Source organism: Lysobacter sp. 5GHs7-4 (assembly GCF_021284765.1).
GTDB lineage: Bacteria > Pseudomonadota > Gammaproteobacteria > Xanthomonadales > Xanthomonadaceae > Lysobacter.
In genome coordinates, this window is record NZ_CP089924.1 from 2,910,889 (window position 1) to 2,935,873 (window position 24,985).

Genomic DNA, 24,985 nt, shown 5'->3' on the forward strand with positions numbered 1-24,985 from the left:
CGGTCCCACCGCAGCGTCCGCGCTGCCACCGCGCCGCCGCAAGGCGCCTAACGGTACGAACCCACGCACGCCCCATGGATCAACATTTCATCACCCGCATCGTCGAGGCCGCCCTGCTGGCGGCCAACCAGCCGCTGACCCTGGCGCAGCTGCACTCGCTGTTCCCCGAGGACCAGCCGGCGCCGGCCGACAGCGTCGAACAAGCACTGGAAACGCTGCGCGAGGGCTGCAAGGAACGCGGCGTGGAACTGGTCGAGCTGGCCTCGGGCTTCCGCTACCAGGTCCAGTCCGACGTGCACCCCTGGGTGGCGCGCCTGTGGACCGAGCGCCAGACCCGCTACACCCGCGCCACCCTCGAAACCCTGGCCCTGATCGCCTACCGCCAGCCGATCACGCGCGGCGAGATCGAGCAGGTCCGCGGCGTGGCGGTCAACAGCAACATCATCAAGGCGCTGGAAGAGCGCGAGTGGATCCGCGTGGTCGGCCACCGCGACGTGCCCGGCAAGCCGGCCCTGTTCGGCACCACCAAGACCTTCCTCGACTACTTCGGCCTCAAGCGCCTGGACGAGCTACCGCCGCTGTCGGAGCTCAAGGACATCGGCGAGCTGGAACCGCAGCTGCAGTTCGACGGCCCGCCCGCGCCCAGCCAGATCGAAGCCGGCGGCATCGGCAACGGCGAGGACGCCGACCACGCGCAGGCCGACAACGACGCGGCCGCTGACGACGGCGCCGGCGATCCGGGCATCGGCGAGGACGCGCTGGAAAGCACCGGCGCCGAAGCCGACCTGGACGACGCCCACGACGAAAGCGCGAACGACGCCGACGCCTCCGAAGACGACGATTCCGACGCCGACCCCACCGACACCGACGCCGGCGATTTCGCCGACGCCGAGCAAGACCCCGAATCCGTCCCCATGGACGACCCCGATGCCGCGCCGGGCGAGCGCGCGGCAGACGCGAACGATCACGAGCAAGACCAACACGCCGTCGAGACGACGACCGTTCCGAATTCAGAGGCCGAGTCCGAAGACGACCGGCCGGAGCAAGAGAAATGAGCGAACACAAACCCCGCAAGCTTTCGCTGAAGCGCAGCGGTGACGCCGCCTCCACCGAGGCGCCGCGTCTGGAAGAACGCCTGCACAAGGTGCTGGCGCAGGCCGGACTGGGCTCGCGACGCGCGCTGGAACAGCGCATCGCCGACGGCCTGGTCAAGGTCAACGGCGAGACCGCCCAGATCGGCATGAGCATCAAGGGCGGCGACAAGATCGAGCTCGACGGCCGCAGCTTCGTCGCCAGCGCGCTGACCGAGCCGGCGCGCGTGCTGATGTACAACAAGCCCGAAGGCGAAGTCACCACGCGCGAAGACCCCGAAGGCCGTCCGACCATCTTCGAGGCCCTGCCCGCGCTCAAGGGCGCGCGCTGGATCGCGATCGGCCGCCTCGACATCAACACCACCGGCCTGCTGCTGCTGACCACCGACGGCGAGCTCGCCAACGCGCTGATGCACCCGTCGTTCGAGGTCGAGCGCGAGTACGTGTGCCGCGTGCGCGCGCCGGAAGGCCAGGACAAGGTCGCCGACAACATCGTCGACCGTCTCGCGCGCGGCGTCGCGCTGGAAGACGGCCCGGCCAAGTTCGACGAGATCGAACGCATCGGCGGCAGCGATTCGCACGACTGGTTCCGCGTGGTGGTGAAGGAAGGCCGCAACCGCGAAGTGCGCCGCCTGTGGGAATCGCAGGGCTGCCAGGTCAGCCGCCTCAAGCGCATCCGCTACGGCACCGTCGCGCTGCCGCGCGAACTGCTGCGCAGCCAGTCGCAGGAACTGGCCTCCGACAAGGTCGAGGCGCTGCGCACCGAACTGGGCCTGGAAGACGGCACGCCGTCGGCCCTGACCCTGCAGCCGGTGATCGGCCAGCGCAAGGCGGCCAAGGCCACCGTGCACCTGTCCGGCGGCGAGCGCGCGCACGGCTACGTGGGCGGCCACAACACCGCCGACGAAGGCCGCGAACTGCGCCGCTTCGATCACGTGCGCGAAGACCGCGGCGGCCGCGGCCGTGGCGGCCCGCGCAAGCACGGCGGCCTGACGGTCAGCGGCGAAGCGGCGGCCAACCAGTCGCAGAAGCCGTTCAAGCAGCGCAAGGACAAGGGTCCCAAGCCGCTGCCGGACGGCAACCCCGCCGCGTTCCGCACCTGGTACGTGCCCGACGGCGTCGACACCGGCCCCAGCGGCCATCGCAATCCCGACAACCGCGGTCCGAAGAAGCCCTACGGCGGCAAGCCCGGCGGCGGCGGCGGTCGCGCTGGCGCGGGCGGCGGTGCCCGCAGCGGCGGCGGCTACGGCGGCGGTCAAGGCCGCTCCGAGCGCGGTCCCGGCGGCGGTGGCGGCTTCGGCAGCGAGCGCAGCGGCGGCAACAGCCCCTACGGCGAACGCCGTGGCGGCGGCGGTGGCGCCGGTCAGGGACAAGGTCAGGGCCAGGGCCGTTCGCGTCCCTACGGCCATCCCGGCAACGCCCCCAGCTTCCCGTCCGACCACGCCAACCCCGGCGGCTTCAATCCTTACGGCGACCGTCCGCGCAGCCCGCGTCCGGCCGGCGGCGCCGGCAAGCCCGGCGGCCGTCCCGGCGGCGGCGCACGCCCCGGCGGCGCGCGTCCGAACGCCAACGGCCCGCGTCCCGGCGGCCCGCGCGGCGGTGGCCGCCCCGGCGGCGGTCGCGGTCCGCGCGGCTGAGGGCTAAGGCCCGCTGACGAAGAAAAGGCGCCTCGCGGCGCCTTTTCTTTTATGCGCGTGACTGGACGTCTCAACCGAACGCGCGGCGTTCGGTCGCAGCGCTGCGGTGCGTTTCGCGCAAGACGAGGGCCGCTGCAAGATCGGCCCTCGTCGACGCCTCGCCATCACGTGCTCGCACGCGCGGCACGATCACGGCATGCGACGGACCGCGATCGGGCCGCCGTGCGCGGTCAGGGGCAGACGCCGCCCTCGCCCGGCAACTCGATCGGCTGCTCGGGGATGGGATTGCCGTCGTTGCCGCCCGGCGGCGTGCAACCGCCGCCCGCGCTGGAGGTCCAGGACGTACTGCCGCTGGACACCACCGTGGTGCCGTACAAGGTTTCAACGGTGAGCGAGGCCACGCCTTGCTCGGTGTCGACGGTGCCGATATCGGCCAGTTCGACGTCGTAGCCGTCGGCGCTCGGGTAGTTGGCCAGCCAGGCGTTGACCGTCGCCGGATCGGCCACCACCGCCATCGAATCGGCCACCGCGTAGGTGAACGCCGTCGACCCGATCACGCTGCCGCCCTGCTTCACCAGCAAGGTGCCCGTGCCGAAGCCGTCGATCACGGCGGTACGCTGGCCGGTGATGTCGATGGCGATGTCCGACACGTCCACGCCGCTGTTACTGCTGAACGCGCTCATGCGGCTGCCGCTCTTGCGCGTGAAAGTGATGCTGCCGGTGACGGTGGTGGTTTCGCTGTGCCCGGTCGGGCCGTCCACTTCCTGGCGCGTGACGCCGACGGTACCCGAGACGTCGCACGCGGCGACGCTTCCGCAGACCGCCAACGCGGCCACGATGTTGCGCAACTTCATGACTCCTCCTTGATTCCCCTAAATCCTTCGAAGCCGGCCGACGGCCGGCCCTGGCAGCATAGGCATGGGCGCGGCGGCGCGCCAAGTGCGGGCGACGCCTCTGCGCAAGTCGCTCGACGGCCAGTTTCGTCAGGGCCGCGACCGGCATTTCACGCGCTGAGGCTGCGGACGATCGTCGGCCCAGGTCGACGGTCCCGCGACGCCGGCGCGCCGCAAGCCGGACTTCACACACGCCCCATGCAGGCTTCATCGCCGCGCGCGACAGTGGCCGCGCCCCCGAACCGGACGCCTGCCATGGCCTTGCACGACCCCTCCTACGATTGCGACGTGCTGCTCGTCGGCGCCAGTTTCGCCGGCGCCGCCTGCGCGCTCGCGGCCGCGCGCGCCGGTCTGCGCGTGACGGTGCTGGAACGCAAGAACGACCCCGGCGAGCGCCTGCGCACCACCGGCATCGTGGTCAAGGAAGCCGCCGAGCAGACCTGGCTGAGCCGCGCGCCGGGCGACTGTCTGCACCGCGTCGAGCGCGTGCGCCTGTATTCGCCGCGCCTGCAGAGCCTGGCCCTGAACGCGCCCGGTTACTACTTCCTCACCACCGACACGCCGCGCCTGATGCGCTGGCTGGCCGACGAACTGCGCCGCAACGGCGTCGACCTGCGCCTGGGCGCGTCGTTCACCCAGGCGCAACGCGACGGCGAGGGTTGGCGCGTGGAAGGCGTGTCGCAGGGTCTGTTGCCGATCTCCTGTCGCGCACGTTGCCTGGTGGGCGCCGACGGCGCCAAATCGCGCGTGGCAGAACGCACCGGATTGGGGCGCGTGCGCGAGTTCCTGTACGGCATCGAGTATGAGTTCGCCGGCGCGCGCCTGCCCGAGCCCGATGCCCTGCACTGCTTCGTCAGCAAGCGCTACGCGCCGGGCTACATCGGCTGGATCGCGCAGAACCCGACCGGCGTGCAAGCCGGACTGGCGCTGCGCCACGACCCCGAGCGCGCGCGCGTGCCCGATATCGACGGCTTCCTGGCCCGCGTCGGCGCCTTGGTCGGTCTGCCCACGGACGCGTTGCCCGACGCCACCCGCGCCGGCCTGATCCCCTGCAGCGGACCGGTGTTTCCGCTCGCGCGCGACGGCGCGTTGCTCACCGGCGATGCCGCCGGCATCGTTTCGCCGGTGACCGCCGGCGGCATCCACTCGGCCTGGGCGCACGGCTGGACGTTGGGCCAGGCGCTGGCCGCGCACGTGCGCAGCGGCGGGCCCGCGCCGGAACAGGTCGCCATCGACACCGCGCCGCGCTTTCGCACCAAGCGCGCGCTGCGCTGGGCCTTCGACCGCTTCCAGTTCGACTGGCCGTTCGACCTGCTGCTGCATTCGGCGCCGCTGCGCTGGGCGGCCGAGCAGGTGTATTTCCATAAGCGCGGTGGCCAGGCGTCGGCGCCTGCCTTGCGCCGCGAAATCTGAGGGGCCGAGGGGAAGAATGGATGCGGAGTTTCGCGCGCGGTTGGAGACTATCGCGGCTTACGCCGCTCCCACAGGGAGCGTAGAGCGGGCGCTGTCGGCTCTGGGGTAGGAGCGGTTGCGCGGCGGGGCGGCTTATTTCAGCTCGAACGCGTCGCCGTCCAGCATCGCCGGGAAACGCGCGCGGTGCGCGGCCAGTTCGTCGGCTTGCAGGGTCGTGGTCGACACCACTTCTTCGTCGGTGCATTCGCTGATCGGATGACCGAGAAAATCGATCACCGCGCTGTCGCCGGCGTAATGCAGGCCGTTGCCGTCGTTGCCGACGCGGTTGAGGCCGGCGACGTAGCACAGGTTTTCGATCGCGCGCGCGCGCAGCAGGGTCTTCCACGGATAGGCGCGCGCCGACGGCCAGTTGGCCACGTACAGCAGCATGTCGTAGTCCAGCGCGCCCGCGCGTTCGACGTCGTAACGGTTGCGCGCGAACACAGGGAAACGCAGGTCGTAGCAGACCTGCGGACAGATCCGCCAACCCTTCCACTCCACCGTCAGCCGCTCGCGGCCGGCGGCGTAGCGCTCGTGCTCGTTGGCGTAGCGGAACAGATGGCGCTTGTCGTAGGTATGCAGCGCGCCGTCGGGCGTGGCGAACAGCAGGCGGTTGAACACGCCCTCGTCGGTGCGCAGCTGCACGCTGCCGGTGACCGCCGCGTCCAGCTTGGCCGCCTGCTCGCGGATCCAGGCCACGGTCGGGCCGTCCATGGTCTCGGCGTTGCCGATCGCCTCGTTGCTGAAGCCGCTGGTGAAGGTTTCCGGCAACAGCACCAGGTCGGTGATGCCGCGCAGCGACGAGATCAGCTCGCCGTAGTACTCGCGGTTGCCGGCCGGGTCGTGCCAGCGGGTGGCGCCTTGGACCAGGGAGATGCGCAGGTTCTGCATGGGGGATGCTTAGGTCGCGTGGGGCCGCGGGGGCGGCCGATGACGGACATCGTATCGCCGCGGCGGCGATCGTGCAGCCGCCGCGCCGGATGGCGGCGCCGGCGGCTGGCCTGCGCGCTCAGGAGCGCAGGTTCAGGGTGGGCACTTCGACCTTGGGCAGCAGGCGCGAGGTGAAATGCTTGTCCTGGTAGTACTTGATCTTGTCGCACTTCACCGGATGCGGGATGCCTTCGTACAGGAACACCTCGGTGTCGAAGCCCATGGCCTTGAGCTCCTGCGGCAGCATCAGCGCGCGGCGCTCCTCGGACTCGCTGCGCGAGAACTCGCGGCCGCGGGTGACGTTCTGCTTGCGCACGGTGGTGTAGCCGAGCATGTCGGAGTAGTCGTTGGCGTCCTGCTGCTCGCGCGGCGCGTAGATGATCTGCAGCGCGTGGTTGGTGATGATGGTGCGCGAGATGTCCTTGCCGTAGGTCGCGTCCAGCTGCGACATGCTCTGGATGATCGGCAGCAGGCGGATGTTGTAGCCGGCCATGTAGGACACCGCCGAGGCGATGATGTCGACCTTGCCGATCGAAGTGAACTCGTCCATCAGCAGCAGGCACTGGTGCTTGAGCGCCTTGTTGTTCTGCGGCAGTTCGCGGGTGTTGAGGTTGATGATCTGGCTGAAGAACAGGTTCACGATCAGGCGGCTTTCGGCCAGCTTGTTGGGCTGGATGCCGACGTAGATCGTCATGCGCTTCTTGCGCAGGTCGGTGAGCAGGAAATCGTCGGCGCTGGTGGCCGCGTCCAGCACCGGGTTGATCCAGGGGTTCAGCGGCTCCTTGAACGTGCCCAGGATCGAGGCGAAAGTCTCGTCGGCCTGCGACAGCATGTTGGCGAACGCCGAGCGCGCGTTGTCGCTGAGGAACGGACGCTGCGCCAGCCCCTGCAGGTAGGGCTTGAGCTCGCTCTTGCCGTCGCCCGACGACAGGCGGTAGACCGCGCCCAGGGTCGGCGGGCTGGCGAACGGGAAGCCGATCTTGTTCTCTTCCTCGAAGGCTTCGAACAGGTACAGGGTGAACGCCATGAAGGCGTTGCGCGCCTGGCTGACCCAGAACTTCTGGTCGTCCGAGCCGTCCGGGTACAGCATCGCCGCGATGCTCATCAGGTCCGAGACGCGGAACGCCGGATCGCTGGCCACGTAAGTCAGCGGGTTCCAGCGATGGGTGCGACGGTCTTCGGCGAAGGGGTTGAACAGGAAGATCTCCTGCCCCTGCTGCGCGCGCCAGCCGCTGGTCAGGTCGAAGTTCTCCTGCTTGATGTCCAGCACCACCATCGATTCCTGGTACTCGAGCAGGTTCGGGATCACGATGCCCACGCCCTTGCCCGAGCGGGTGGGCGCGGCCAGGATCACGAACTGCTGGCCGCCCAGGCGCACCAGCTTGCCGTTGTACTTGCCCACCACGATGCCGTTGGGCGAAGCCTTGAACATGCCCTTGCTTTGCAGGTCCATGCCGTTGGCGAAGCGCGCGTCGCCGTGCATGGAACGCGCCTTGGGCTTGAGGATCAGCACCAACAACGCCAGGTAAGCCAGCCCCGGCAGGCCGAAGCCGATGTAGCCGGAAGCCTTGATCTTGCCCGCCCACGGTTTGTACTGCGCCACGTCGAGCACCCGCACGTAGTCCGTGTAGGTGTTCCACTTGAGCAGACCGGTGTCCAGTTTGAGCCACAACAGCGTCAAATAACCGGAAAAATACAGACCGCAGACCAAGGTCAAGATGCCCAGTCCGAGGGCGAAGATCAGCTTCCCTTTCACGTATTACCCCTGATGAAGTTCCCCAAGACCCTCACCGCGATCAGCGTCGCTTCCGGCCGGGCCGGAGCATGCTGGTACGGGTACGGGTCGCTTCTGCCGGTTCGCGTTCGCGCTGGACCACCGGGCTGCCCGGCGTGGCCGGCGTGCCCTGGTCCCGCTCGATGCGGTCGTCTATCCAATTCCTGGCGTCGCTGAGCGTGAGTTCCTGACGCAGTTTGACCCCGGACGACGACATCACTGCGTAAGCATAGATCTCGTCGCTCTCGAATTCCTGGTCCCGGGTCAGCGCGACGATGTGATAGTGGCCGCGCGTCAGTACGTGATGTTGGTATTCGCTCACAATCTGGCCTCCAATGCCGATGCCACCTCGCGGGTCGCCCTGGCCTGCCCGGCCGTCACAGGGAACGCGGTCCCAGCCCAAGCAGCGGCGCTTCGCGCTGCGGTTCGGCCTGCTTTTCCTGTTGATGACGGCGTTCGCGCTGGTCCTGCTCGCGCGACAGCTGCGCCAGTTGCTCGCCGCTGCGCTCGATCGGCTGCGCCGCGGCCTGGGCCGTCTCGACGTAGCTGACCCGGCGCCCGGGCGAGTTGAGGTCGCCCTCGACCGCGAACGCGCGCTCGCCATCCTTGCTCAGGACGACGTGATTGACGCGCATTTCGTTGCGCCTGGCTTCGACCGCTAGCGCGGCCGCGAGGTTATCGTTCTGTTCGGGTGTGCGCGAGGCGACGGTGTCCTGGCGGTCCAGGCACACGCGTACCTGCTTGAACAGGTCGTGGTTGGGATGGCTGGGGCTGCTCAACAGAGCGCGCTGTTCGGCCTGGCGCAGGTCGTCGAGGGTCTTCACCGACGCGTCGCTGTCGATCCTGCGTTCCTGTCCCTGGGGGAGTCCGTTCATGGCGCCTCCGCTGCTGCAGCCTGTGCCCGTATGCTCGCGCAATCGCGAGGGTGCTTCAAGGCTAGACGGATGCGGAACCGCAAACGCGGCTCCGCATCCGACTGCCACCGCAGCCGCGTCCCGGGGGGGCTGCACGGCTGAGGTCCGGGGGCGGAAGCGCCGCTACGCGCTGCCGCCGGTGGATCGACCGCGCGCCGCCCTTCGGGGCGCGGCGCGCGGGACTGCGGTTAAACGCGCGGCGCGGTCTGCTGACGCTCGGGCTGCGCCTGGGCCATGAACGGCATCTGCGGCGGCGCCGGCACGTCCTGCTGCAGACGCTGGCTGGTCTGCTCGACGCTCTGCCCCACCGCCTGGCCGCGATCGGCGAAGGCGCGGTGGTGCGACGGATCGTTGAGGCCGCCCTGCACCGCGAACAGCCCGGTGCCGGTGGTGTTGGGCACCACGTGGTCGATGCGGTTGAGGCCGCTGATGCGCGCCTCGTAGGTCAGGGTGGCGGCGGCGCGCTCGAGCTGCTCGCGGTTGTTGAAGCCGCCGTTCGGGCCCAGACGCTCCAGACCGGCGAGCGCCTGCTGGTAGATCGGGTTGTCGCGGTTGGCCGGATCCTGCAGCGTGGCGGCGCGCGCCGGCTCGGCCGGGGTCGCCGCGTCGCGCGCCCCGCGCTCGTTCTGCGGCTGCTCGCGGCCCGCGTTGCGCAGCGCATTGAGCGTGTCGCGGCCGGCGATGCCGTCGTCGTTCAGGCCGTGATCGCGCTGGAACGCCTTCAGCGCCTCCTGGCTGCGGCGGCCGAAGTGGCCGTCCGGGTTGACCTCCTGGCCCTCGGCGTCGCGATAGCCCAGACGCTTCAGCGTTTCCTGCATGTCCTGCACGGCCTGACCGCGCTCGTTGAGCTTGAGCATGCCGTCGGCCATGGCATCGCGACCGCCGCGGCCCTGCGCGGGCAGCGTCACTTCGCCGCGCGCCAGGCCCTGCATCACTTCGGGGGTCAGCATGCGCTCCCACTCGGCCACCGCGGCGCGGCGCTCGGGCAGGTGGTTGTAGCCGCCATTGATGTCGTGGGTGGCTTCGCGCACGTTGAACTGGTGGCCGTGCGGCACCACGCGGCTCTGCCAGTAGTGCACGGCGATGTTGGCGGCGTTGTTGCGGTCGGCGGCCAGTTCCGGATTGGCGGCCAGGTCCAGGCCGATCTCGCGACCGGCGCGCTCGTAGTTGTCGCGGCCGGTCAGCTGCACGTAGCCGCGGCCGTGGAAACGCCAGCCGTCGCCCGGCTCGGTGTTGCCCAAATTGTCGCGGCCCCAGCGGCCGCCGTAGATGGTCTCGGCGATCTGCTCGCGGCCGCCGCGCACGACGTCGCGCGCCTCGGCCAGCGTGTTCATGCCGTTGCGGTCCGGGAACACCTCGTGCAGGCGCTCGGCGCTGTAGCCCAGGTTCTCGTGCATGCTGGCGAAGGAGCGGGATTCGACCTGCATCTGGCCCATGAAGGCGGCCAGTTCGCGCGGGTCGTGGATGCCGGCCTCGTAGGCGCGCTGCAGCAGAAAATCGCGGTTGCTCGGTGTGGACATGGTTCCTCCTTGGATGCGGTAGTAGGCGTGTCGAGGCGATCGCCTCGGATCAGGGCTTGGCCGGGAGGCCGCCGCGGTCGATCGCGGCGTCGCGGTCCCAGCTACGGGTGAACTTGAACAAGCTGTCGTCGATGTCGTCGATCAGGCTGCCCGGCTCGCAGGCGGCGTAGGCATCGGCCTTGACGGCGTCGCCGCTGGCGGCGAGCACGCCCTGCTCCTGCAGGCCGCGCTCGCCGGAGATCGAATAGAAGATGCGCTTGCGGCCGCCGTCCTCGAACGAATAGGCGTAGCCGCCGGTATTGCCGGCGTAACCCAGTTGGGTGCGCTTGAAGCGCTTGCCGTGCACGCCCTTGTCGGCCGGGAACAGGTAATCGGCCTTGCCCGCCGCACCCTGCGCGAAATAAACGTAGCCGGTCTGGTCGCCGACGCCCTTGGACGCGCACAGCGACGCCAGCTGGCCGCCGGCCAGCTTGCACGACAGCACGATGTCCTCGTCGGCCGCGCACAGCGAGCGGCCGTCGCCGGCGGCGCCGGCTTCGGGTGCGACGGTGTCGGCGGGCACGGCGGCGGCCGGTGCCGCTTCCGGCGCCGCGACCGGCGTGGCGGGAGCAGCCGCAACGGCCTCGGTGGAGGCGCTAGGCGAATGGCAGCCGGCCAAAGCGGCCAGCAGTGCGATGCACGGCAGGTTTGCGGATCTCATGGCGATTCCTGAAACGGGTGATGACGGCAGCGCGGCCCCATGCCGATCCGTGCCGCCCAGTGGCGGACATCGGATCGGCGCGGATCGCGTCGCGCCTGCGCGCGACGCGACCGACTCAGCCCAGCCCGCGCGTCGTCGGCGTCTGGCTGGGGTTGGCCTGCGCTTCCAGCTTCTGGCGCTGCTGCGCGTCCTGCTGCAGCTGGAACGTCGACTGCTCCAAGGGCTGCTCCGCCGCCTGCTGCTTGTTGACGTGCGCGCGATGGTGGCCGGGATCGCTGAGGTTGCCCTGCACCGCGAACAGGCCGGTGCCGTTGGTGCTCAACGCGACGTGGTCGATGCGGTCGAGCCCGCCGACCTTGGCCTCGAACGTCAGCGTCGCCGCGGCACGCTCGAGTTCGGCGTGGTTCTTGAAGCCGGCCTGCGGGCCCAGCTTCTCCAGACCGCCCAGCGCCTGCTTGTACATCGCGTGGTCCGGATGCGCGGGGTTGGACAGCAGCGGCGCCTGCTCGGCCTTCTTCAACGCGTCCAGGGTCTTGGGACCGGCGACGCCGTCGTCCTTGAGACCGTGCGCGCGCTGGAACGCCTGCACCGCTTCCTTGGTGCTGGCGCCGAAATGACCGTCGGGACGCAACGCGCGGTCCTTGTCGTCGGTGTAGCCCAGCGCGTGCAGCGTCTTCTGCATGGCTTCGATCGCCGAGCCCTTTTCGCCCGACTTGAGCACGCCGTCGGCGGCGGCGTTGGGCACGGCGCGCGCGGGCGCGGCCGGCGCCGGCGGTTCCACCGCGCGGCCGATGCGGCCGGCGGCGAGCTGTTCCATCAGCTCCGGCGTCAGCGTCTGCAGCCAGCGCTCGTTGCGCGCGTCGCGATCGGCCAGGCCGTTGGTGCCGCCGTTGACCGCGCGCGTGGCCTTGGTCACGTCCTCGCGCGCGTTTTCCGGCACGTTGTGCTGCCAGTACCAGGTCGCGATGCGGGCCGCGTTCTCGGGCTTGGCGGCCAGGTCCGGGTGATGCACCAGGTCCAGGCCCAGCGCGTCGCCGGCGGCGCGGTAATTGTCTTTGCCGGTCAGCTGCATGTAGCCGCGACCGCGGTATTTGTAGCCGTCGCCGGGCTCGTCGTTGCCCATGCGGCCGCCGTACATCAGATCGGCCAGCGCTTCGGGACGCCCGCGCAGGGCTTCCAGACGCGCCGACTCCAGCGCCTGCGCGCCTTCGCGCATCGCCGACTTCACCGGGATCTGCGAGATGCCCTTGGTGTAGCGGAAGCCCTCTTCGAGCTTGGTCAGGCCATGCGATTCGTGGCCGACCTGGGCCATGAAGTTCGCCAGTTCGCGACGCGAGGTGATCCCCGACGCGGTCGCGGCCTGCAACAGTTGCGTTTCCCTATCCGTCGTCATGTGTAGCTCCTGGTTGACTGACTCATACCGCTGAAACCCGATGCCCTGCCCGCTCCGTCCTGGTGCGGATCTTGCTGGCGCAGGCCGGCGCCATTGCCTGCCGCGTCAGCTGCCTTCCACCGACGGCAGTTTGTCGCGGTCGAACTCCTCCAGCCGGATCGCGCCGAAATCCTTGCGTTGCAGATCCAGCCGCTTGTCCTCGCCGGTGTCGGTGTCGACCACGCTGCGCACCGCCTTCTCCAGCAGCCAGTCCTTCTGCTCAGCCGAATAGGCGAAACCGAATTCGTCCGACCAGCGCTCGCGCGAACCGCCTTCGATCAGCACGGTGAACCCACCCGGATACGCACGCACGTAGCCGAAGGGATCGCCGGCGATGCCGCCGCACTTGGCGCAGGGCACCAGCCGATCGCTGCGCTTGGCCGCCTGCAACTGGCCCGACGCGTCGCGGATCAGCACCACGACCACGCGCGGCGCGCCCTCGCCCAGCTTGGCGTCGGCCTGCCTGGGCGGATCGATCACCAGCACGGCGTCCTCACGGCCGTCGCCGTCGAGGTCGGCGCGCTGCACCGACAACTGCTTGCTACCGGCGGGAATGAACCGGCTCAGATCGTCTTGCTGCGACGTCACGGACAGATTGTTCACGGGCACTTCCTGTTGCGGGTTTGGCTGCGTGCGCGCGGCCGCCGCGGACGCAGCATCGCGCTGCTCCGCACCGCCCGGCGCCGCCGCCTGGCATGCCGCCAGCGACGTCATCAGCACTAACAAGGTCAACGACTTGCGCATGTTCTCGCTCGGTACTCCGTTCGGCTTTGCCGGCTGCGGCGGAATCGCGGTCCGCAGCCGGCTTCGCACCGGTCGGCGACGGGCGCCGACCGGTGTGTGCAACGTCAGGCCATCGCGCGCGCTTCGCGCTGCGGCTGCGCGATCGCCGGTGCCTGTTCCAGCTTCTGCCGCTGCTGCGCATCCTGCTGCAGTTGGAACGTCGACTGCTCCAGCGGCTGCGCGGCCGCCTGCTGCTTGTCGACATGCGCCCGGTGGTGGCCCGGATCGGTCAGGCCGCCCTGCACCGCGAACAGGCCGGTGCCGTTGGTGCTCAGCGCGACGTGGTCGATGCGATTGAGCCCGCCGACCTTGGCCTCGAACGTCAGCGTCGCCGCGGCGCGTTCGAGTTCGGCGTGGTTCTTGAAGCCGGCCTGCGGGCCCAGCTTCTCCAGACCGCCCACCGCCTGCTGGTACATGGCGTGATCGGGATGCGCGGCGTTGGACAGCAGCGGCGCGCGGTCGGCCTTCTTCAGCGCGTCCAGGGTCTTGGGGCCGGCGATGCCGTCGTCCGTGAGACCGTGCGCGCGCTGGAACGCCTGCACCGCTTCCTTGGTGCTGGGGCCGAAGTCGGCATCGGGCTTCAGGGCGTGGCCCTTGCCATCCTGGTAGCCGAGCTTGTTGAGGGTTTCCTGCAGCGCGCGGATTTCGCCGCCGTGCTCGCCCGAGCGCAGCACGCCGTCGGCCGAAGCGCGCGGCTTCACCGGCTCGGCGGCAGGACGGTCGGGCGTGACCGGCGTGACCGGCGTCGTCACCGGCGTCGCCTGGCCCTTGGCCGGATAGCGGTCGGCGGTGATCGCGCCGCTGTCGATATCGCGGATGTACTGGCGGAACTTGTCCAGGTGATTGGCGTTGAAGTCGATATGGGTGTGGGTCGGATAAGCGTCGAGCTTGCCGCCGCCCATGCCCGACTGGATGCCCATCGGCTGACCGTACTTGATGTGGTCGCCGTCCTTCAGGCCGGACCCGCGCAGGTCCATGTGCCGCACCTGCGCGATCATCTCGCCGTCGGGCAGCTTGTCGTAGATCTTCACCAGACCGCTGTTCTTCTCGATCTTGATGTAACCCTCGGCCGGAGCCGGCGTGCGCAGGCCTTCCTTGCTGCCCTTGTCGTTGAGCAGGATGAAGTCCTTGGACACGAACACGTGCCCTTCCTTGGAATGGGTGACCTTGCCGCCCGAGGACAGCACTTCCTGGTTATGGCCGTCCACCACCTGGTAGTGGCGGCCCGGCTCCTTGCCCTTCTTGCTGGGGTGATGGATTTCCAGGTCTTCGTACGAATGCACAGCTTCACGGCCCTTCGGGCCGCTCTCAACGATCGTGTACTTACCGCCCACGAGACACCTCCGTATTTTCTCGGAACAAAAAAGAAAACCCGCGCTGGATCAGCGAAGGTCCTGCGTCAGGTACCAGCACTTGTCGCGCAACTCGAAGACATAGGCGCCACGGTCGCCGACCGTGCGCACCAGGTTGTCCTCGGCATCGAACTCGGCCCTGACGTAATCGACCTGCGCGGTCGTGTCCTTGGGCTTGATGTCGATATCCAGTCGCGGATAGTCCCCCGGCTCCTTGATGGCCGGGTCCAGGTACACCCACTGGTAATCGACGGCGCCGATCCTGAAGTCGTGATAGCCGGCCTTGGCGACGCTGCGGGCGTCGCCTTTGGGCGCGGCATAACGTCCGATCCGCACGTCGGCCCAGGTGTAGGCCGTGCGCACGGAAGCGGAGTCGACATAGGCCTCGAAGAACTCGCGGAAGCCGTCGGGCTTGCAGGCCGACTCGGGCAGCGCAGGATCGGGCAGGACCGTGGCGGCCGTGGCGGCGCCGTCGGTGGTGGGTTGGGTTTGAGCAGGCGGAGCGACCGTGTCGGTAGCGGCAGGCGCAGCGGCGGTGGCTGCGGCAGCGGGGTCGCCCTGAGGTGCGGCCGGCGCACGCGGCGCCTTGTCGCAGGCGCTGGTGATGCATAGCAGCAGCGCCAAGGGAACGAGTTGTAGCTTCATGCAAACCTCTACGCCACGCCGAAACCTCCGGCGTGCCGTCTCCTGGTGCCGTCGACCGCTGTGCGGTCTGCGGGCACGTTGTCCGCCGGCGGATGCCGTCGGTGTAACTCCTCGGAGCAACGATTGCAGGATCGCCGTGACATCCTAGTTACGGCTGTGCGATCGCGCCCCTTGATCTAGCGCTGCGGGCGATGGGACCGGGGTCCGGGCATCGCGCCGCTTACCACTACTGTACCCCATCCGACAGCGAATCCGTCGCCGCCGGCTGTTGACGTTTAGCCAATCCAGTATCGGATAACTACAGGCCGAATAATAGACCAGGCAATCCTGAGTATTTTCCCTACACGCCTGCATGGCCTGCGCGGTGGCCTGCTCGGCCGACTCGCCGCTACACATCGGCGCAAAAGACGCGCCCCATGCGACCACGCCACAACCGTTGCCCCACGACAGCAGATTCTTCTTGCAACTGCGGACATCGCAGCGCATCAGCGGATCACTGGATCAGCAAGGGCAAGCTGCAGCTCGAATAGTAAACCCGGCAATCGGCGGAATGTTCCGAGCACTCGCTCATCGCCCCTTGAGCTGCCAGTTCCCTGGTGCCGTCGCTACGCAAAGAGACATAGCTTTCGCCCCAGGCCACGACACCGCAACTATTGCCGAACACCACAAGGTTCTTCTTGCACTCCGCCGCGCCGCCGCCCTTGGCGCGGCACGCCGCGAGGGCCGCCCTCTCGGCGTCCCTGCGGTTGCTCTTGCCCTCGGCCACACCCATCTTGCTCAGCGGCGCGTCGACGGAAATCGCGCCCCACTGGCTCAACCAACGCGACTGCGGCGCGCGCGGCGCCTGCGGCGTTTGTCCCGGGGTCGGCCGGTACAGCGGCGACCCTGGGACGTTCGGCGGCGGCACGCACTGCGGATTGCCGGCCGAGGGAATTCCCGAGGGGCAGTTCTGCGCCAGAACTTCTCCGCTGCTCAGCAGTAACAACAATGCCGGAAGTAGCAGTAGCCTCACGACAATCTCCTGCCTAACGTTCGCTCCCCGCAAATCGCGCAACGCCGAGATAGCTTTGCGCTAGCTCACTTCATGACCGGCAGGCTGCAGCCTGAATAATAGACTCGGCAGTCTGCCGTGTTTTGTCCGCATTCCTGCAGTGCTGCTTGCGAAGCTTCCTCTTCGGATGCGGCGCTACGCGTCACCGCGTACTGGTCACCCCATACCACGGCACCGCAGCCATTCGCCCAGGAATGCAGCCCTTTCTTGCACTCTTCGGCGATCCCGCCCTTGGCGCGACACTGTGCAAGTGCTGCGCTAACCGCTTTGCGATCGCTTGACATGTTGCTGGCTGTGCCGAACTTACCGTGTGCATAGTCCGCTGCAATAGCACCATAGCGATAACTCCACTGCGGACCGCGCGGTTGGCGGGGCTGGGCCACCGGCCGAGACGCCTGCGGCCCACCGTAGCCCTGCATCGGGACGCAGATCGGTCCCGGCGCCTGCCCGACGGGAATCAAACCATCGGGACAGCCCTGCTCCGCGCGCGCCATCCAACTCCAAGAAAGACCCGCCAGTAACGACCCACAGAGAACAACATTACGTGCAATCGAGCCGATCGTTACGTTAAGCAGCACGCGTTCAGTTCACAAGAACCGGGTAGCTGCAACGCTTATACAGCACCTCGCAGCCGGTCGAATCCATCTGGCATTCCTTCATGGCCCGAGACGAGGCATCCTCGACGCTGCCGCCGCCACGCGCCACTACAAAATCGTTACCCATAGCAACGACGCCACAACCGTTTCCGTAGACAAGCAGGGTTTTTCTGCACTGTTGTTCGGTACCGCCGCGGCCCTTGCAGTCCTTAAGCGCGAGACGCTCGGCATCGCGGCTGCTCTTGCGATCCGCCGCGGTGCCCATCTTTCCGGCGACCGCGTCGATGGCGATGGCGCCCCAGCGCTCCAGCCAGCGCGGCTGGGGCACATTAGGCCGTTGCTGAACCGGACTCGGCCCACCGATCCCATACCCAGGTTGCGGCACGCAGATCGGACCTGGCGCCTGGCCAATCGGTGCCAGGCCGTCCGGACAGCCCTGCTCGGCCTGTGCAACGGCTACCCATGACAGGCCCGCCAGCAGCAGGCCATACACCGTGAGCTTTCGCATGATCATGATCGGTCCTTCGAACGAGGGCTATGGCGCAAACCCTATACCAACGCAAGCAGGACGCAATGAACGCAGGCGAAATCCATTGCTGTTGAAGGAAGACGCAGTTCCATCACCGAACCTACGTACGTTTCTGAATCTCATCCTTTAGCCCCGGCGAAGACTGCCCTGTCACACGCGCGCCCTGATTTTCCACCGTGCTTGCGCTCGGGGGCGGCGTGTACTGGTTCTGCTGCACCGGACCCGTATTGGGCGTGGTCGGTCGGTAGCCCGCGCTGCCGCCGTAACCCGGCGGCATGCCCGCACCCGGAGCGGCCGAACCGGCGCCACCCATGCTGTTGTAGGCGCTCGGCGTGCCCAGCAGGCCCTGGAAGAACATCGCGGCCATCGGCGGCGCGCTGACGATCAGCACGGTGAGGATCAGGCCCATGCCGCCCTGCTGCATGGCCTGACTGGTCATGCCGTCGCTGAAGTCGGTACCCATCAACTTGCCGGCCAAGGCTGTAGTCCAGAACGCAGCCGACACGCGTGTGACCATCTCCAGCGATATCGACACCATCGCGCTCAGGACCGCCATCGAGAATAGCGTTCCTATGCCGTAGTAAAGCCATTTAGTGAATAGCTGTTTGGTTTGGTCGAACAGCAAACACAATATGAATATCGGCCCGAAGCCCACGAACATGGCCATCGCGATCTCGTACAGCAGCAGCATCGTGCCGCTGACGATCGCCGGCCCGCCCGTGCCCATGCCAACGAACCACATCGCGCGGTTCTTGTCGTCATCCAGCGTTGGATCGCGCACCACATCGATCATGTCGATACTGGTCAACGCCACCTGCATCCAGGCCAGGCTCTTATCGATCTGGTCCTCGATCTTGGTGTCCTTGCCGGTGACGATCCAATGGATCTCCTTGTTGAGATCCTCGGTGAAGAAGGTGTGCATGTTGGTGCCGAACGCCGCCATCGACGTCGCCACGCCAACGATGAAGGCCGCGCGCAGCGAGCTGCTCACCAGCGCCATCATCGGTTCGCGCGAGATGCCGGTGACGATGCGGTAGCCCTGCACCAGGATCCACAGCGTCATCGCGGTGAGGGCGATGCCGCCCACCCACTGCATGGCGTTGGTCATCATGCCCACGCCGAACTTTTGGATCTCTTCGCGCAGGTAGGCCAGGATCAGGCGGAAGAACACGAAGTCTCCCACCGACTGCACATGCGGATTGAGCCAATCCAGCCAGTTGCCGATGCTGCCCTTCAGCCAATCACCCACGATTTCGATTCCCCTGCTCATCTGCGCGCCTATCTTCCTGTCGGGTCATTGCCACTGGCCTGCCCCTGTTCACCCACCGCGCCGAATCCATCGGCGCAGACTCTGTACCGGCTGTCGAAGCGGCGGGCCCCTGGCCCGCCCGCTCCGGCCGTTCCCCTAACTCAGTTGCCGACCTTGAGCGCCGTCGCCAGCGCGCCGGTCTTGACCAGCGAGCCCAGGATGGTCTGCTGGCCCTTCATGGCCTTGTAGGCCAGCGTGCGCTGGTTCTCTTCCATGGTCGCGATGTAGACGTCGTAGGTCTGCATCTGGCCCTGCCAGATCTGGAACTTCAGCGCCAGGTCGTTGGAGATTTCGTTGGACGAGCTGTCCACCGCGGCCACGTTGCCCTGGGTGTTGCTGGAGTTGCGGCGGCTGTTGACCGACTTGAGCATGTTCTGCATCTGCGGCGCCACGGTCTGCACGAAGTCGACCGTGTAGTTGTACTTCTCGTTACGCGCGCGACGGATGTTGACGCAGATTTCCTTCTGCTTGGCCACCCAGTCGCCGGCCGGGTCGAGGCCGATCATGCTCAGCAGGCCGCTGACGCTGAAGCCGCCGCCGCCGCGGTCGCAGGATTCCTGCACCAGGTAGGTGTTGGCGTTGACCTTGGTCCAGGTCGTGCCGTTGGGCATGGCGACGGTGCTGAGCATGCTCTGGATGTTGATCAGCTGCTGCTTCATGTGGTTCAGCTGATCCAGCCAGCTCTTGGCGTCGTTGGCGTAAGCCGCCGTGTCGGCGAAGCGCTGCGAATAGGTGTTGATCTGATTCAGGATGCTCTGGATCAGGTTCGGGCCGACCTCGACCACCGGCCCCATGGCGCTGCCGTTGCCGGCGGCCAGCGAGCAGGCCAGGAGGACGCTGGCCAGCGCCAGCTTCTTGGACTTGCGGCCGTTGGCCTTGTTGTTGCGCTTGATCATCATGGTGAAGTTCCTCTTCATTTGGCGGGTAGCGGGTACAACCGCGTTCGCTTGCTGCTTGAATCGGTAAAGGTGGGTATCAGGCCGTGGCCTGACTGCGTTCGGTGCTGCTCGGCTTGCCTTTGCCCGAGCCCTTGCGATTGGCGTAGAACGACGCCAGCCACTGCTCGGGCGTCAGTTCGTCGACCGTGACTCCGGCGCGCCGGGCCTCGGTGGCCAGTACGTTGTGCATGATTTCGATGTTGTCGGTGGACGCCGAGATCACCGCCAGCGAGTCGTCCAGGCCGCGCAGGTTGAGCTGGCAGACCGTGGCCGCGTGGCCCTGCTTGACCAGGAAGCAGCGCGAGCGCTCGTCCAGGCTCTTGACCACCTGGTACTCCGAATCGGTCAGCTTGAGGCCCTCGATGTAGTCCTCGCGGCTGGCGTTCGGGTTGGGCAGCAGGATCAGCGTCGCGGTCTGCTCGATCAGCGAGGCGGCGATGTCGCTGGCCAGCGCGTCTTCCGGGCTCTGGGTGGCGAAGATGCCCAGGCCGTTCTGCTTACGGATGGTCTTCTGCTTGTTCTTGGCGAATTCCTTCAGGCCGCCCGAGCCGTCGAGGATCTTCCAGAACTCGTCCATCACGTAGATCAGCGGACGGCCGTCGATCAGCTCTTCCAGGCGGTGCAACAGGTAGTTGATCACCGGCACGCGCACTTCGGGGTTGTCGATCACATCGGTGTAGTCGAAACCGATGATGTTGGCTTTCTCGAGGTTGATCGTGTCGACCGGGTTGTCGAACACCCAGCCCAGCGAATTGCCCGCGGTCCACTTGCGCATGCGCGCGAACAGGCCGTCGTCGCCCATGTTGGGCAGGCTCTTCTGCAGGTTGGTCATGCTGCGCAGGTGCTTGGGCGTGTCGAGCATGTTCTCGACCGCGCGAAAGATGTCCTCGTCCTCGCGCGCCGAGTACTGCGTCTTGCCGCACAGCACCTTGATCAGGTCGGCCAGGAACTGGGTGTTGGCCTCGTTGCGGTCGCACTGCAGCGGGTTGAAGCCGGTCGGCTGACCGTTCTCCAGCGCCAGGTAGTTGCCGCCGCAGGCGCGCACGAAGATCTCGGCGCCGCGGTCCTTGTCGAAGAAGAAGATGGTCGGCGTCGGCTTGAGCTTCTGCACCTGGCTCAACAGGAAGTTGATCAGCGCGGTCTTACCGGTACCGGACTTGCCGATCACCATGGTGTTGGCGATCGCCTTCTCGCCCAGCGAATTCTCGGCCGGATGGGTGGCGTGGAAATTGAAGTAGTACGGCTGGCCGTTGGTGGTCTGCAGCGTGGTGACGCACTCACCCCAGGGGTTGTTCTCCTTCTTGCCGGTCGCGAAGTTGTGCAGCGGCGACAGGCCGAGGAAGTTGAGCGAGCTGACGTTGGCCAGGCGCGTGCGGTACTGCCAGTTGCCGGGGAACTGCGCGTAGAACGACGCGGTCACCGCCAGGTCTTCCTTGGCCGAGACGAAGCCGGCGTTGGACAGCTCGGCGCGCGCCATCGCGATGTTGTTGGCCAGCTTCTCCTGGCTCTCGGCGTACAGGCAGATGGTGAAGTGGTACTCGCCCAGCACGAAGTTGCCCGAGGCCAACTGGTCCATGGCCATGTCGAGCTCGACGATCTGGCTGACCGCCTTGTCGCCGGACGAGATCATCATGCCCTTGGTGCGGTCCAGCACCTTCAGCGCGTCCTGACGGCCCATCGGACTGAACGAGTGCGTTATCACGTACTCGAAGTCCAGGTACTTCATGCCGTTGAGGATGCCGGGATAGGTCGCGTCGGTGTACTCCTTGACGTTGAGCATCGCACCGAAGTGGTTGACGCCGGTCGGAGTGTTGACGACAAAATCGCCGGTCTTGGCCGAGAACATCAGCCGGCTGACCGGCAGATAGCTCGGGATCGGCGCCGGCAGCACCGGCACCGGTTCGTCGATGCGGTTGAGCAGGTAGCCGAAGAATTCCAGCGCCTCGGAGAACACCACGCCGTTCTTGGCCTCGTACATGCCCAGACGGTACGGCGCGTAGTCCTTGAGCACGGCCTCGACGTTGCTGGCCAGTTCCAGGACCTTGGCGACGGCCTGATCCTGCTGCTCCTGCAACTGCGCGGTGCTGGTGGACTTCTCGACGAAGCGCTTACCCGACACGATCGGGCGGTAGATCATGGTCAGGTACAGCTCGTTCTGCATGAGCTTGGCGCCCGACAGCGTGGCGAAGTAGCCGTCGGACATGTCCTGATTGAAAACCTGGTCGAACTTGCTGCCGCCCTGGACGCGGCGCTTGCGGCGCACGTCGTGGACCCAAAAGGCGACATTGGTGAAGTCCGGCGCACGCAGCGTCTGCAGCATGCGATTGAAGGTGTTGTGGCGGTGTTCGATCTCCCACTCTTCCCGGCCCACGAACGGCAGCCCGCCCAGGCTCCACACGAGCATGTAGTCGCCGCCGGTCGTCTTAATGACGGTCGGGGAGACATGCGAGGACAGCGGAAGGAAGTCGCTGATGGGCGTATCGGGACTAAGCATGGCGTACTGGGTCTGCTCTGTGGTCGGAACGGATTGGATCGATCGCCTGCCGGCGGCGCGTCGCCCAAGGACGGCGCGCCGGTCGGATCTTGCAAACCCGTGCGCCATCGCGGTGGGACCGCGATGGCGCCGGGGCGTTACTTCTTCTTGTCGCCCGGGCCTCGGTAGAGGTTCTGGCTGAACACCCACATGCCCGAGTGGTGCTCGAGATTGCGCATGCGGAAGCGGAACTTCCAGCGCAAGCCGAGCAACCGGAACACCATCTCATCGCGCCGTGTCATTTGCCGCATCACGAAGATGACGAGCGGTAACAAGGCGATGCAGAACATATTGACGTACATCGTCAGCACGATGACCGCGCCCGCACCGATGGCGAAGGGGATGTAGGGCACCCCCAGGAACATCGCCGGCCGCGTGCAGCCGCGGAAGAGCACGTTCTTATGCATAGGTCGCGCTGAGAACGGTCAGCATCACGCCCGAACCGACGTCTTCCGGGATGATCATCTTGGCGATCTGAGCGGCGGCGCCGATCACGAACGCACCGACCAGGATCGGCAGCATGTCCATGATGCGCTTGTTGGCGAACGCGATCTGGTAGCCGCAGTAGATCAGGGCCATGGTGACCACGGCGACCGAGGCGATGTTCAGCAGGCCGTTGATGTTGTTGATGAAGCCCTTGACGCGGCCGGTGGCGTCGGCGCCGGTGCCCTGCGCGAACGCGATGTCCGGCACCAGCAGCATGCCGGCGAACACGACGGCCATGAGGAAAGCGTTGAAAATGGTCTTGAAGTGCGCGTTGGAGTTCATGTGAGATCCCTCTTTCGATTGACTACGGTTGGAAACGGTTTGACTGCGGTACTGACTTCGGTTGCAACTACAGCGGCACGCTAAAAAACGAATGCCTGATCCCCCTGGGATTGCGCCGTGGCGGACGCGGGGGCCTCCGCCATGGATTGAACTTTGACCGGTTGCGGCGCCTGGGCGGCGACCAGCGCGCCCATCGCCCCGACGGGCGAGGCGGCGGCGGCCTGCGGCGCGTACGCGGCCGAAGACGGGGCCAGCGGCATCGCCGCGACCTGGACCGGATTGGGCGCGGCCGCCAGGGCCGGCGGCGCGGCGACCGGCATCGACACCCGGCTGGTGACCTGAACAGGGGACGGGACGGCGCCGGCGGCCGGCAGACGCTGCGGCCCGGCCTGGCGGCCGGTGGCGTACAGCGGCATGCGGCTGACCGGCACCGAGCGGCGCGAAGGCTTGCTGATCACGGCGATGGCCTGACCGTCGGACGCCGGCGCGGCCTTGGCGCCCATCGAGGCGTAGACCTTCTGCACGTAGCCGTGGCGGTAGCCGGTAACGAAGTTGCCGGAGTAGTAGCAGCTGAAGGACTTGCCCCAGTCGCCGCTGGAGCGGCCGTAGCACTCGGCCAGGATGCGCGAGCCGGCCTGCAGGTTCGGGCAGGCCTCGAAGGCTTTTTCGTAGGAATCCAGGCCGTATTTGGCCAGGTTGTAGCGATTGACCTGGGCCAGGCCCAGCGAGAAGTTGTAGCCCTTGCCTTCCAGCATGCGCACGGTTGCGAGCGCTTCGGGCAGGCTGCGCGGCTGGCGCACGAGGCGGCCGCCGACGACGCCGATGGCGTACGGGTTATAGGAAGACTCCACGCGCACGACGTGGTGCATCACCTCGTGCGGAACCGCCAGGCTGGGGCAGCTCATCAATTCGATACCGGGCAACATCCCTATTTCCCCCTGTGCCGACCTTGGCGTCGACCTAACAAAACCGTTCTATAAACAGCCTGTTATGTGCCTGTTCGACACACTCATCATTCATCTAGCGTTGAATGATGTCAATAAGCCACCCCTACCCCACTTTCAGCGAGATCGCGCCCGATACTGAGACGCAGATCGCGTTATTCGCTGTGCGCCCGTTCCGGATTGAAATCGATACCCGTGATGTGGCGCTGCCCGGCGTGGGCCTTGATGTGGACCACGATGTCGATGGTCATCATCAGCAAACGCTTGATGACCGCGAACTCGAGGCCCGAGCCCTCCGCCGAAGCCTTCACCATCAGCGCCAACTGGTCCCAGGTCTGCGTCGTGCTGCCGGCGTGGCAGCTGGTGATCGACCCGGGATGGCCGGAGGCGCAATTTCGGATGAAGTAAAACGATTCGTCGCCGCGCAACTCCGCCAGGATGATCCGGTCCGGCTTCATGCGCAGACAAGCTTCCATGCAGCTCTTTGCAGTGACGTTGCTGGTGCTTTGTCCACCTTTCGAGTAGAGCAAGTGCACTACGTTCGGTTGGGTGATGAAAAGCTCGCGGGCGTCCTCGATCGTCACCAGACGCTCGACGTCCGGAATGTGCCCCACCAGCGACTTCATGAAGGTGGTCTTGCCGCTGCCGGTGGCGCCGGCGACGACGATGTTCTTCTTGTACTGCACGGCCTTCTTGAAGAACTCGGAGTAGTTGCGCGAGGCGCGCAGCTCCAGCAGTTCGCGGTCGTGGTCGCTCAGGACGTGCGTGCTTTCCAGGATCTGGGCGAAGAAGCCGTCGTCCTGGTACTGCTGCAGCGTCTTGTTGTGCTTGGACGGCAGACGGATCGTGATCGAGACCTTGCCGGCGTCGCAGGCCGGCGGGATCACGAACTGGGCGCGCTGGCCGGTCGGGAAGGTCAACGAGACCACCGGGTCGGCATCGGTGATGCGCTGACCCGTGTTGCTCTCGTTGACCACCGCGGTGCAGAACTGACGCGCACGATCGAACGTGAGCGTCGGTACCTCGATCTTCCTCCAGCCCTCGCGGGTTTCCAGGTACAACTCGCCCGGCTTGTTGATGCAGATTTCGGTGACGTCCGGCGAGGTCATGAACTCGTGGATGCCCAGCACTTCGTACTGGTAATCCAGGAACCCGCTAGACACCGCTGCGATCGGCGAATCGTCCATACCCATT

At 66.9% G+C, this 24,985-nt stretch carries 24 protein-coding genes; 3 read left to right on the top strand and 21 right to left on the bottom strand.

Annotated features, from left to right (window positions below):
* The first annotated feature begins 74 nt into the window (after positions 1-74).
* Both scpB and LVB77_RS13150 read left to right on the top strand, forming a co-directional pair.
* Entirely contained in the window at positions 75-1,055 is a 981-nt protein-coding gene (gene scpB, locus LVB77_RS13145; RefSeq protein WP_232906552.1) for an SMC-Scp complex subunit ScpB, read from the top strand.
* Complete coding sequence (locus tag LVB77_RS13150) at positions 1,052-2,728, top strand: pseudouridine synthase (RefSeq protein WP_232906553.1); 1,677 nt, start codon at positions 1,052-1,054, stop codon at positions 2,726-2,728. Before scpB ends, LVB77_RS13150 begins: the two co-directional genes overlap by 4 nt.
* 230 nt (positions 2,729-2,958) lie before the next feature.
* On the opposite strand, the gene LVB77_RS13155 is transcribed toward LVB77_RS13150, so the two are convergent.
* Positions 2,959-3,582 carry a hypothetical protein gene (locus LVB77_RS13155; protein WP_232906554.1) on the bottom strand — a complete coding sequence of 208 codons (624 nt, stop codon included), beginning with the start codon at positions 3,580-3,582 and terminating at the stop codon, positions 2,959-2,961.
* A gap of 294 nt (positions 3,583-3,876) precedes the next feature.
* Between LVB77_RS13155 and LVB77_RS13160 the strand changes: the two genes are divergently transcribed.
* A complete protein-coding gene (locus LVB77_RS13160) occupies positions 3,877-5,034 on the top strand; it encodes an NAD(P)/FAD-dependent oxidoreductase (protein WP_232906555.1) in 1,158 nt (385 codons plus the stop codon).
* A 132-nt stretch (positions 5,035-5,166) separates the two neighbouring features.
* Here LVB77_RS13160 and LVB77_RS13165 read toward each other — a convergent pair whose 3' ends face one another.
* The 20 genes from LVB77_RS13165 to virB11 form a co-directional block, all read right to left on the bottom strand.
* Positions 5,167-5,964, bottom strand: a complete 798-nt coding sequence (locus LVB77_RS13165) for an amidohydrolase (protein ID WP_232906556.1) — start codon at positions 5,962-5,964, stop codon at positions 5,167-5,169.
* 118 nt (positions 5,965-6,082) lie between these two features.
* On the bottom strand, positions 6,083-7,747 hold the full coding sequence (locus LVB77_RS13170; RefSeq protein ID WP_232910289.1) for a type IV secretory system conjugative DNA transfer family protein: 1,665 nt from the start codon (positions 7,745-7,747) through the stop codon (positions 6,083-6,085).
* Positions 7,748-7,799: 52 nt separating this feature from the next.
* Positions 7,800-8,099, bottom strand: coding sequence for a hypothetical protein (locus LVB77_RS13175; RefSeq protein WP_232906557.1), 300 nt, complete (start codon positions 8,097-8,099; stop codon positions 7,800-7,802).
* Between the two features lie 55 nt (positions 8,100-8,154).
* Positions 8,155-8,652, bottom strand: coding sequence for an XVIPCD domain-containing protein (locus LVB77_RS13180; protein ID WP_232906558.1), 498 nt, complete (start codon positions 8,650-8,652; stop codon positions 8,155-8,157).
* A 227-nt stretch (positions 8,653-8,879) separates the two neighbouring features.
* Positions 8,880-10,211: an XVIPCD domain-containing protein gene (locus LVB77_RS13185; RefSeq protein WP_232906559.1), complete on the bottom strand. Its 1,332-nt coding sequence runs from the start codon at positions 10,209-10,211 to the stop codon at positions 8,880-8,882.
* Between the two features lie 49 nt (positions 10,212-10,260).
* Entirely contained in the window at positions 10,261-10,911 is a 651-nt protein-coding gene (locus LVB77_RS13190) for a hypothetical protein (protein WP_232906560.1), read from the bottom strand.
* 115 nt (positions 10,912-11,026) lie between these two features.
* On the bottom strand, positions 11,027-12,304 hold the full coding sequence (locus LVB77_RS13195) for an XVIPCD domain-containing protein (RefSeq protein ID WP_232906561.1): 1,278 nt from the start codon (positions 12,302-12,304) through the stop codon (positions 11,027-11,029).
* Positions 12,305-12,409: 105 nt separating this feature from the next.
* Positions 12,410-12,946 carry a hypothetical protein gene (locus LVB77_RS13200; protein WP_232906562.1) on the bottom strand — a complete coding sequence of 179 codons (537 nt, stop codon included), beginning with the start codon at positions 12,944-12,946 and terminating at the stop codon, positions 12,410-12,412.
* 245 nt (positions 12,947-13,191) lie between these two features.
* The gene (locus LVB77_RS13205; RefSeq protein ID WP_232906563.1) at positions 13,192-14,409 is read right to left on the bottom strand and encodes a peptidoglycan-binding domain-containing protein; all 1,218 of its coding nucleotides are present in this window, start codon (positions 14,407-14,409) and stop codon (positions 13,192-13,194) included.
* A 99-nt stretch (positions 14,410-14,508) separates the two neighbouring features.
* On the bottom strand, positions 14,509-15,123 hold the full coding sequence (locus LVB77_RS13210) for a hypothetical protein (RefSeq protein ID WP_232906564.1): 615 nt from the start codon (positions 15,121-15,123) through the stop codon (positions 14,509-14,511).
* 493 nt (positions 15,124-15,616) lie between these two features.
* The gene (locus LVB77_RS13215) at positions 15,617-16,135 is read right to left on the bottom strand and encodes a DUF4189 domain-containing protein (protein WP_232906565.1); all 519 of its coding nucleotides are present in this window, start codon (positions 16,133-16,135) and stop codon (positions 15,617-15,619) included.
* Between the two features lie 65 nt (positions 16,136-16,200).
* Positions 16,201-16,752 (bottom strand): DUF4189 domain-containing protein, encoded by a 552-nt coding sequence (locus tag LVB77_RS13220; RefSeq protein WP_232906566.1) that lies wholly within the window; start codon positions 16,750-16,752, stop codon positions 16,201-16,203.
* Positions 16,753-16,756: 4 nt separating this feature from the next.
* Positions 16,757-17,284 (bottom strand): DUF4189 domain-containing protein, encoded by a 528-nt coding sequence (locus LVB77_RS13225; RefSeq protein WP_232906567.1) that lies wholly within the window; start codon positions 17,282-17,284, stop codon positions 16,757-16,759.
* Between the two features lie 115 nt (positions 17,285-17,399).
* On the bottom strand, positions 17,400-18,569 hold the full coding sequence (locus tag LVB77_RS13230) for a type IV secretion system protein (protein WP_232906568.1): 1,170 nt from the start codon (positions 18,567-18,569) through the stop codon (positions 17,400-17,402).
* A gap of 140 nt (positions 18,570-18,709) precedes the next feature.
* Complete coding sequence (locus LVB77_RS13235; protein ID WP_232906569.1) at positions 18,710-19,525, bottom strand: hypothetical protein; 816 nt, start codon at positions 19,523-19,525, stop codon at positions 18,710-18,712.
* Positions 19,526-19,583: 58 nt separating this feature from the next.
* Complete coding sequence (locus LVB77_RS13240; protein WP_232906570.1) at positions 19,584-22,040, bottom strand: VirB4 family type IV secretion/conjugal transfer ATPase; 2,457 nt, start codon at positions 22,038-22,040, stop codon at positions 19,584-19,586.
* Positions 22,041-22,177: 137 nt separating this feature from the next.
* Entirely contained in the window at positions 22,178-22,486 is a 309-nt protein-coding gene (locus LVB77_RS13245; RefSeq protein ID WP_232906571.1) for a VirB3 family type IV secretion system protein, read from the bottom strand.
* Complete coding sequence (locus tag LVB77_RS13250; RefSeq protein ID WP_232906572.1) at positions 22,479-22,847, bottom strand: TrbC/VirB2 family protein; 369 nt, start codon at positions 22,845-22,847, stop codon at positions 22,479-22,481. The genes LVB77_RS13245 and LVB77_RS13250 overlap by 8 nt, the downstream gene beginning before the upstream one ends.
* Positions 22,848-22,927: 80 nt before the next feature.
* Entirely contained in the window at positions 22,928-23,773 is an 846-nt protein-coding gene (locus tag LVB77_RS21355; protein WP_343226201.1) for a lytic transglycosylase domain-containing protein, read from the bottom strand.
* A gap of 173 nt (positions 23,774-23,946) precedes the next feature.
* Entirely contained in the window at positions 23,947-24,984 is a 1,038-nt protein-coding gene (virB11, locus tag LVB77_RS13260) for a P-type DNA transfer ATPase VirB11 (protein ID WP_232906573.1), read from the bottom strand.
* Position 24,985: the final 1 nt, after the last annotated feature.

What these genes read in the sequence shown, in the direction of transcription:
- LVB77_RS21355 (WP_343226201.1), bottom strand. Translation starts at nt 23,773, where the DNA reads ATGTTGCCCGGTATCGAATTGATGAGCTGCCCCAGCCTGGCGGTTCCG.
- virB11 (WP_232906573.1), bottom strand. Translation starts at nt 24,984, where the DNA reads ATGGGTATGGACGATTCGCCGATCGCAGCGGTGTCTAGCGGGTTCCTG.
- LVB77_RS13245 (WP_232906571.1), bottom strand. Translation starts at nt 22,486, where the DNA reads ATGCATAAGAACGTGCTCTTCCGCGGCTGCACGCGGCCGGCGATGTTC.
- LVB77_RS13150 (WP_232906553.1), top strand. Translation starts at nt 1,052, where the DNA reads ATGAGCGAACACAAACCCCGCAAGCTTTCGCTGAAGCGCAGCGGTGAC.
- LVB77_RS13185 (WP_232906559.1), bottom strand. Translation starts at nt 10,211, where the DNA reads ATGTCCACACCGAGCAACCGCGATTTTCTGCTGCAGCGCGCCTACGAG.
- LVB77_RS13195 (WP_232906561.1), bottom strand. Translation starts at nt 12,304, where the DNA reads ATGACGACGGATAGGGAAACGCAACTGTTGCAGGCCGCGACCGCGTCG.
- LVB77_RS13165 (WP_232906556.1), bottom strand. Translation starts at nt 5,964, where the DNA reads ATGCAGAACCTGCGCATCTCCCTGGTCCAAGGCGCCACCCGCTGGCAC.
- LVB77_RS13230 (WP_232906568.1), bottom strand. Translation starts at nt 18,569, where the DNA reads ATGAGCAGGGGAATCGAAATCGTGGGTGATTGGCTGAAGGGCAGCATC.
- LVB77_RS13235 (WP_232906569.1), bottom strand. Translation starts at nt 19,525, where the DNA reads ATGAAGAGGAACTTCACCATGATGATCAAGCGCAACAACAAGGCCAAC.
- LVB77_RS13190 (WP_232906560.1), bottom strand. Translation starts at nt 10,911, where the DNA reads ATGAGATCCGCAAACCTGCCGTGCATCGCACTGCTGGCCGCTTTGGCC.
- LVB77_RS13155 (WP_232906554.1), bottom strand. Translation starts at nt 3,582, where the DNA reads ATGAAGTTGCGCAACATCGTGGCCGCGTTGGCGGTCTGCGGAAGCGTC.
- LVB77_RS13210 (WP_232906564.1), bottom strand. Translation starts at nt 15,123, where the DNA reads ATGAAGCTACAACTCGTTCCCTTGGCGCTGCTGCTATGCATCACCAGC.
- LVB77_RS13160 (WP_232906555.1), top strand. Translation starts at nt 3,877, where the DNA reads ATGGCCTTGCACGACCCCTCCTACGATTGCGACGTGCTGCTCGTCGGC.
- LVB77_RS13180 (WP_232906558.1), bottom strand. Translation starts at nt 8,652, where the DNA reads ATGAACGGACTCCCCCAGGGACAGGAACGCAGGATCGACAGCGACGCG.
- LVB77_RS13225 (WP_232906567.1), bottom strand. Translation starts at nt 17,284, where the DNA reads ATGATCATGCGAAAGCTCACGGTGTATGGCCTGCTGCTGGCGGGCCTG.
- scpB (WP_232906552.1), top strand. Translation starts at nt 75, where the DNA reads ATGGATCAACATTTCATCACCCGCATCGTCGAGGCCGCCCTGCTGGCG.
- LVB77_RS13250 (WP_232906572.1), bottom strand. Translation starts at nt 22,847, where the DNA reads ATGAACTCCAACGCGCACTTCAAGACCATTTTCAACGCTTTCCTCATG.
- LVB77_RS13240 (WP_232906570.1), bottom strand. Translation starts at nt 22,040, where the DNA reads ATGCTTAGTCCCGATACGCCCATCAGCGACTTCCTTCCGCTGTCCTCG.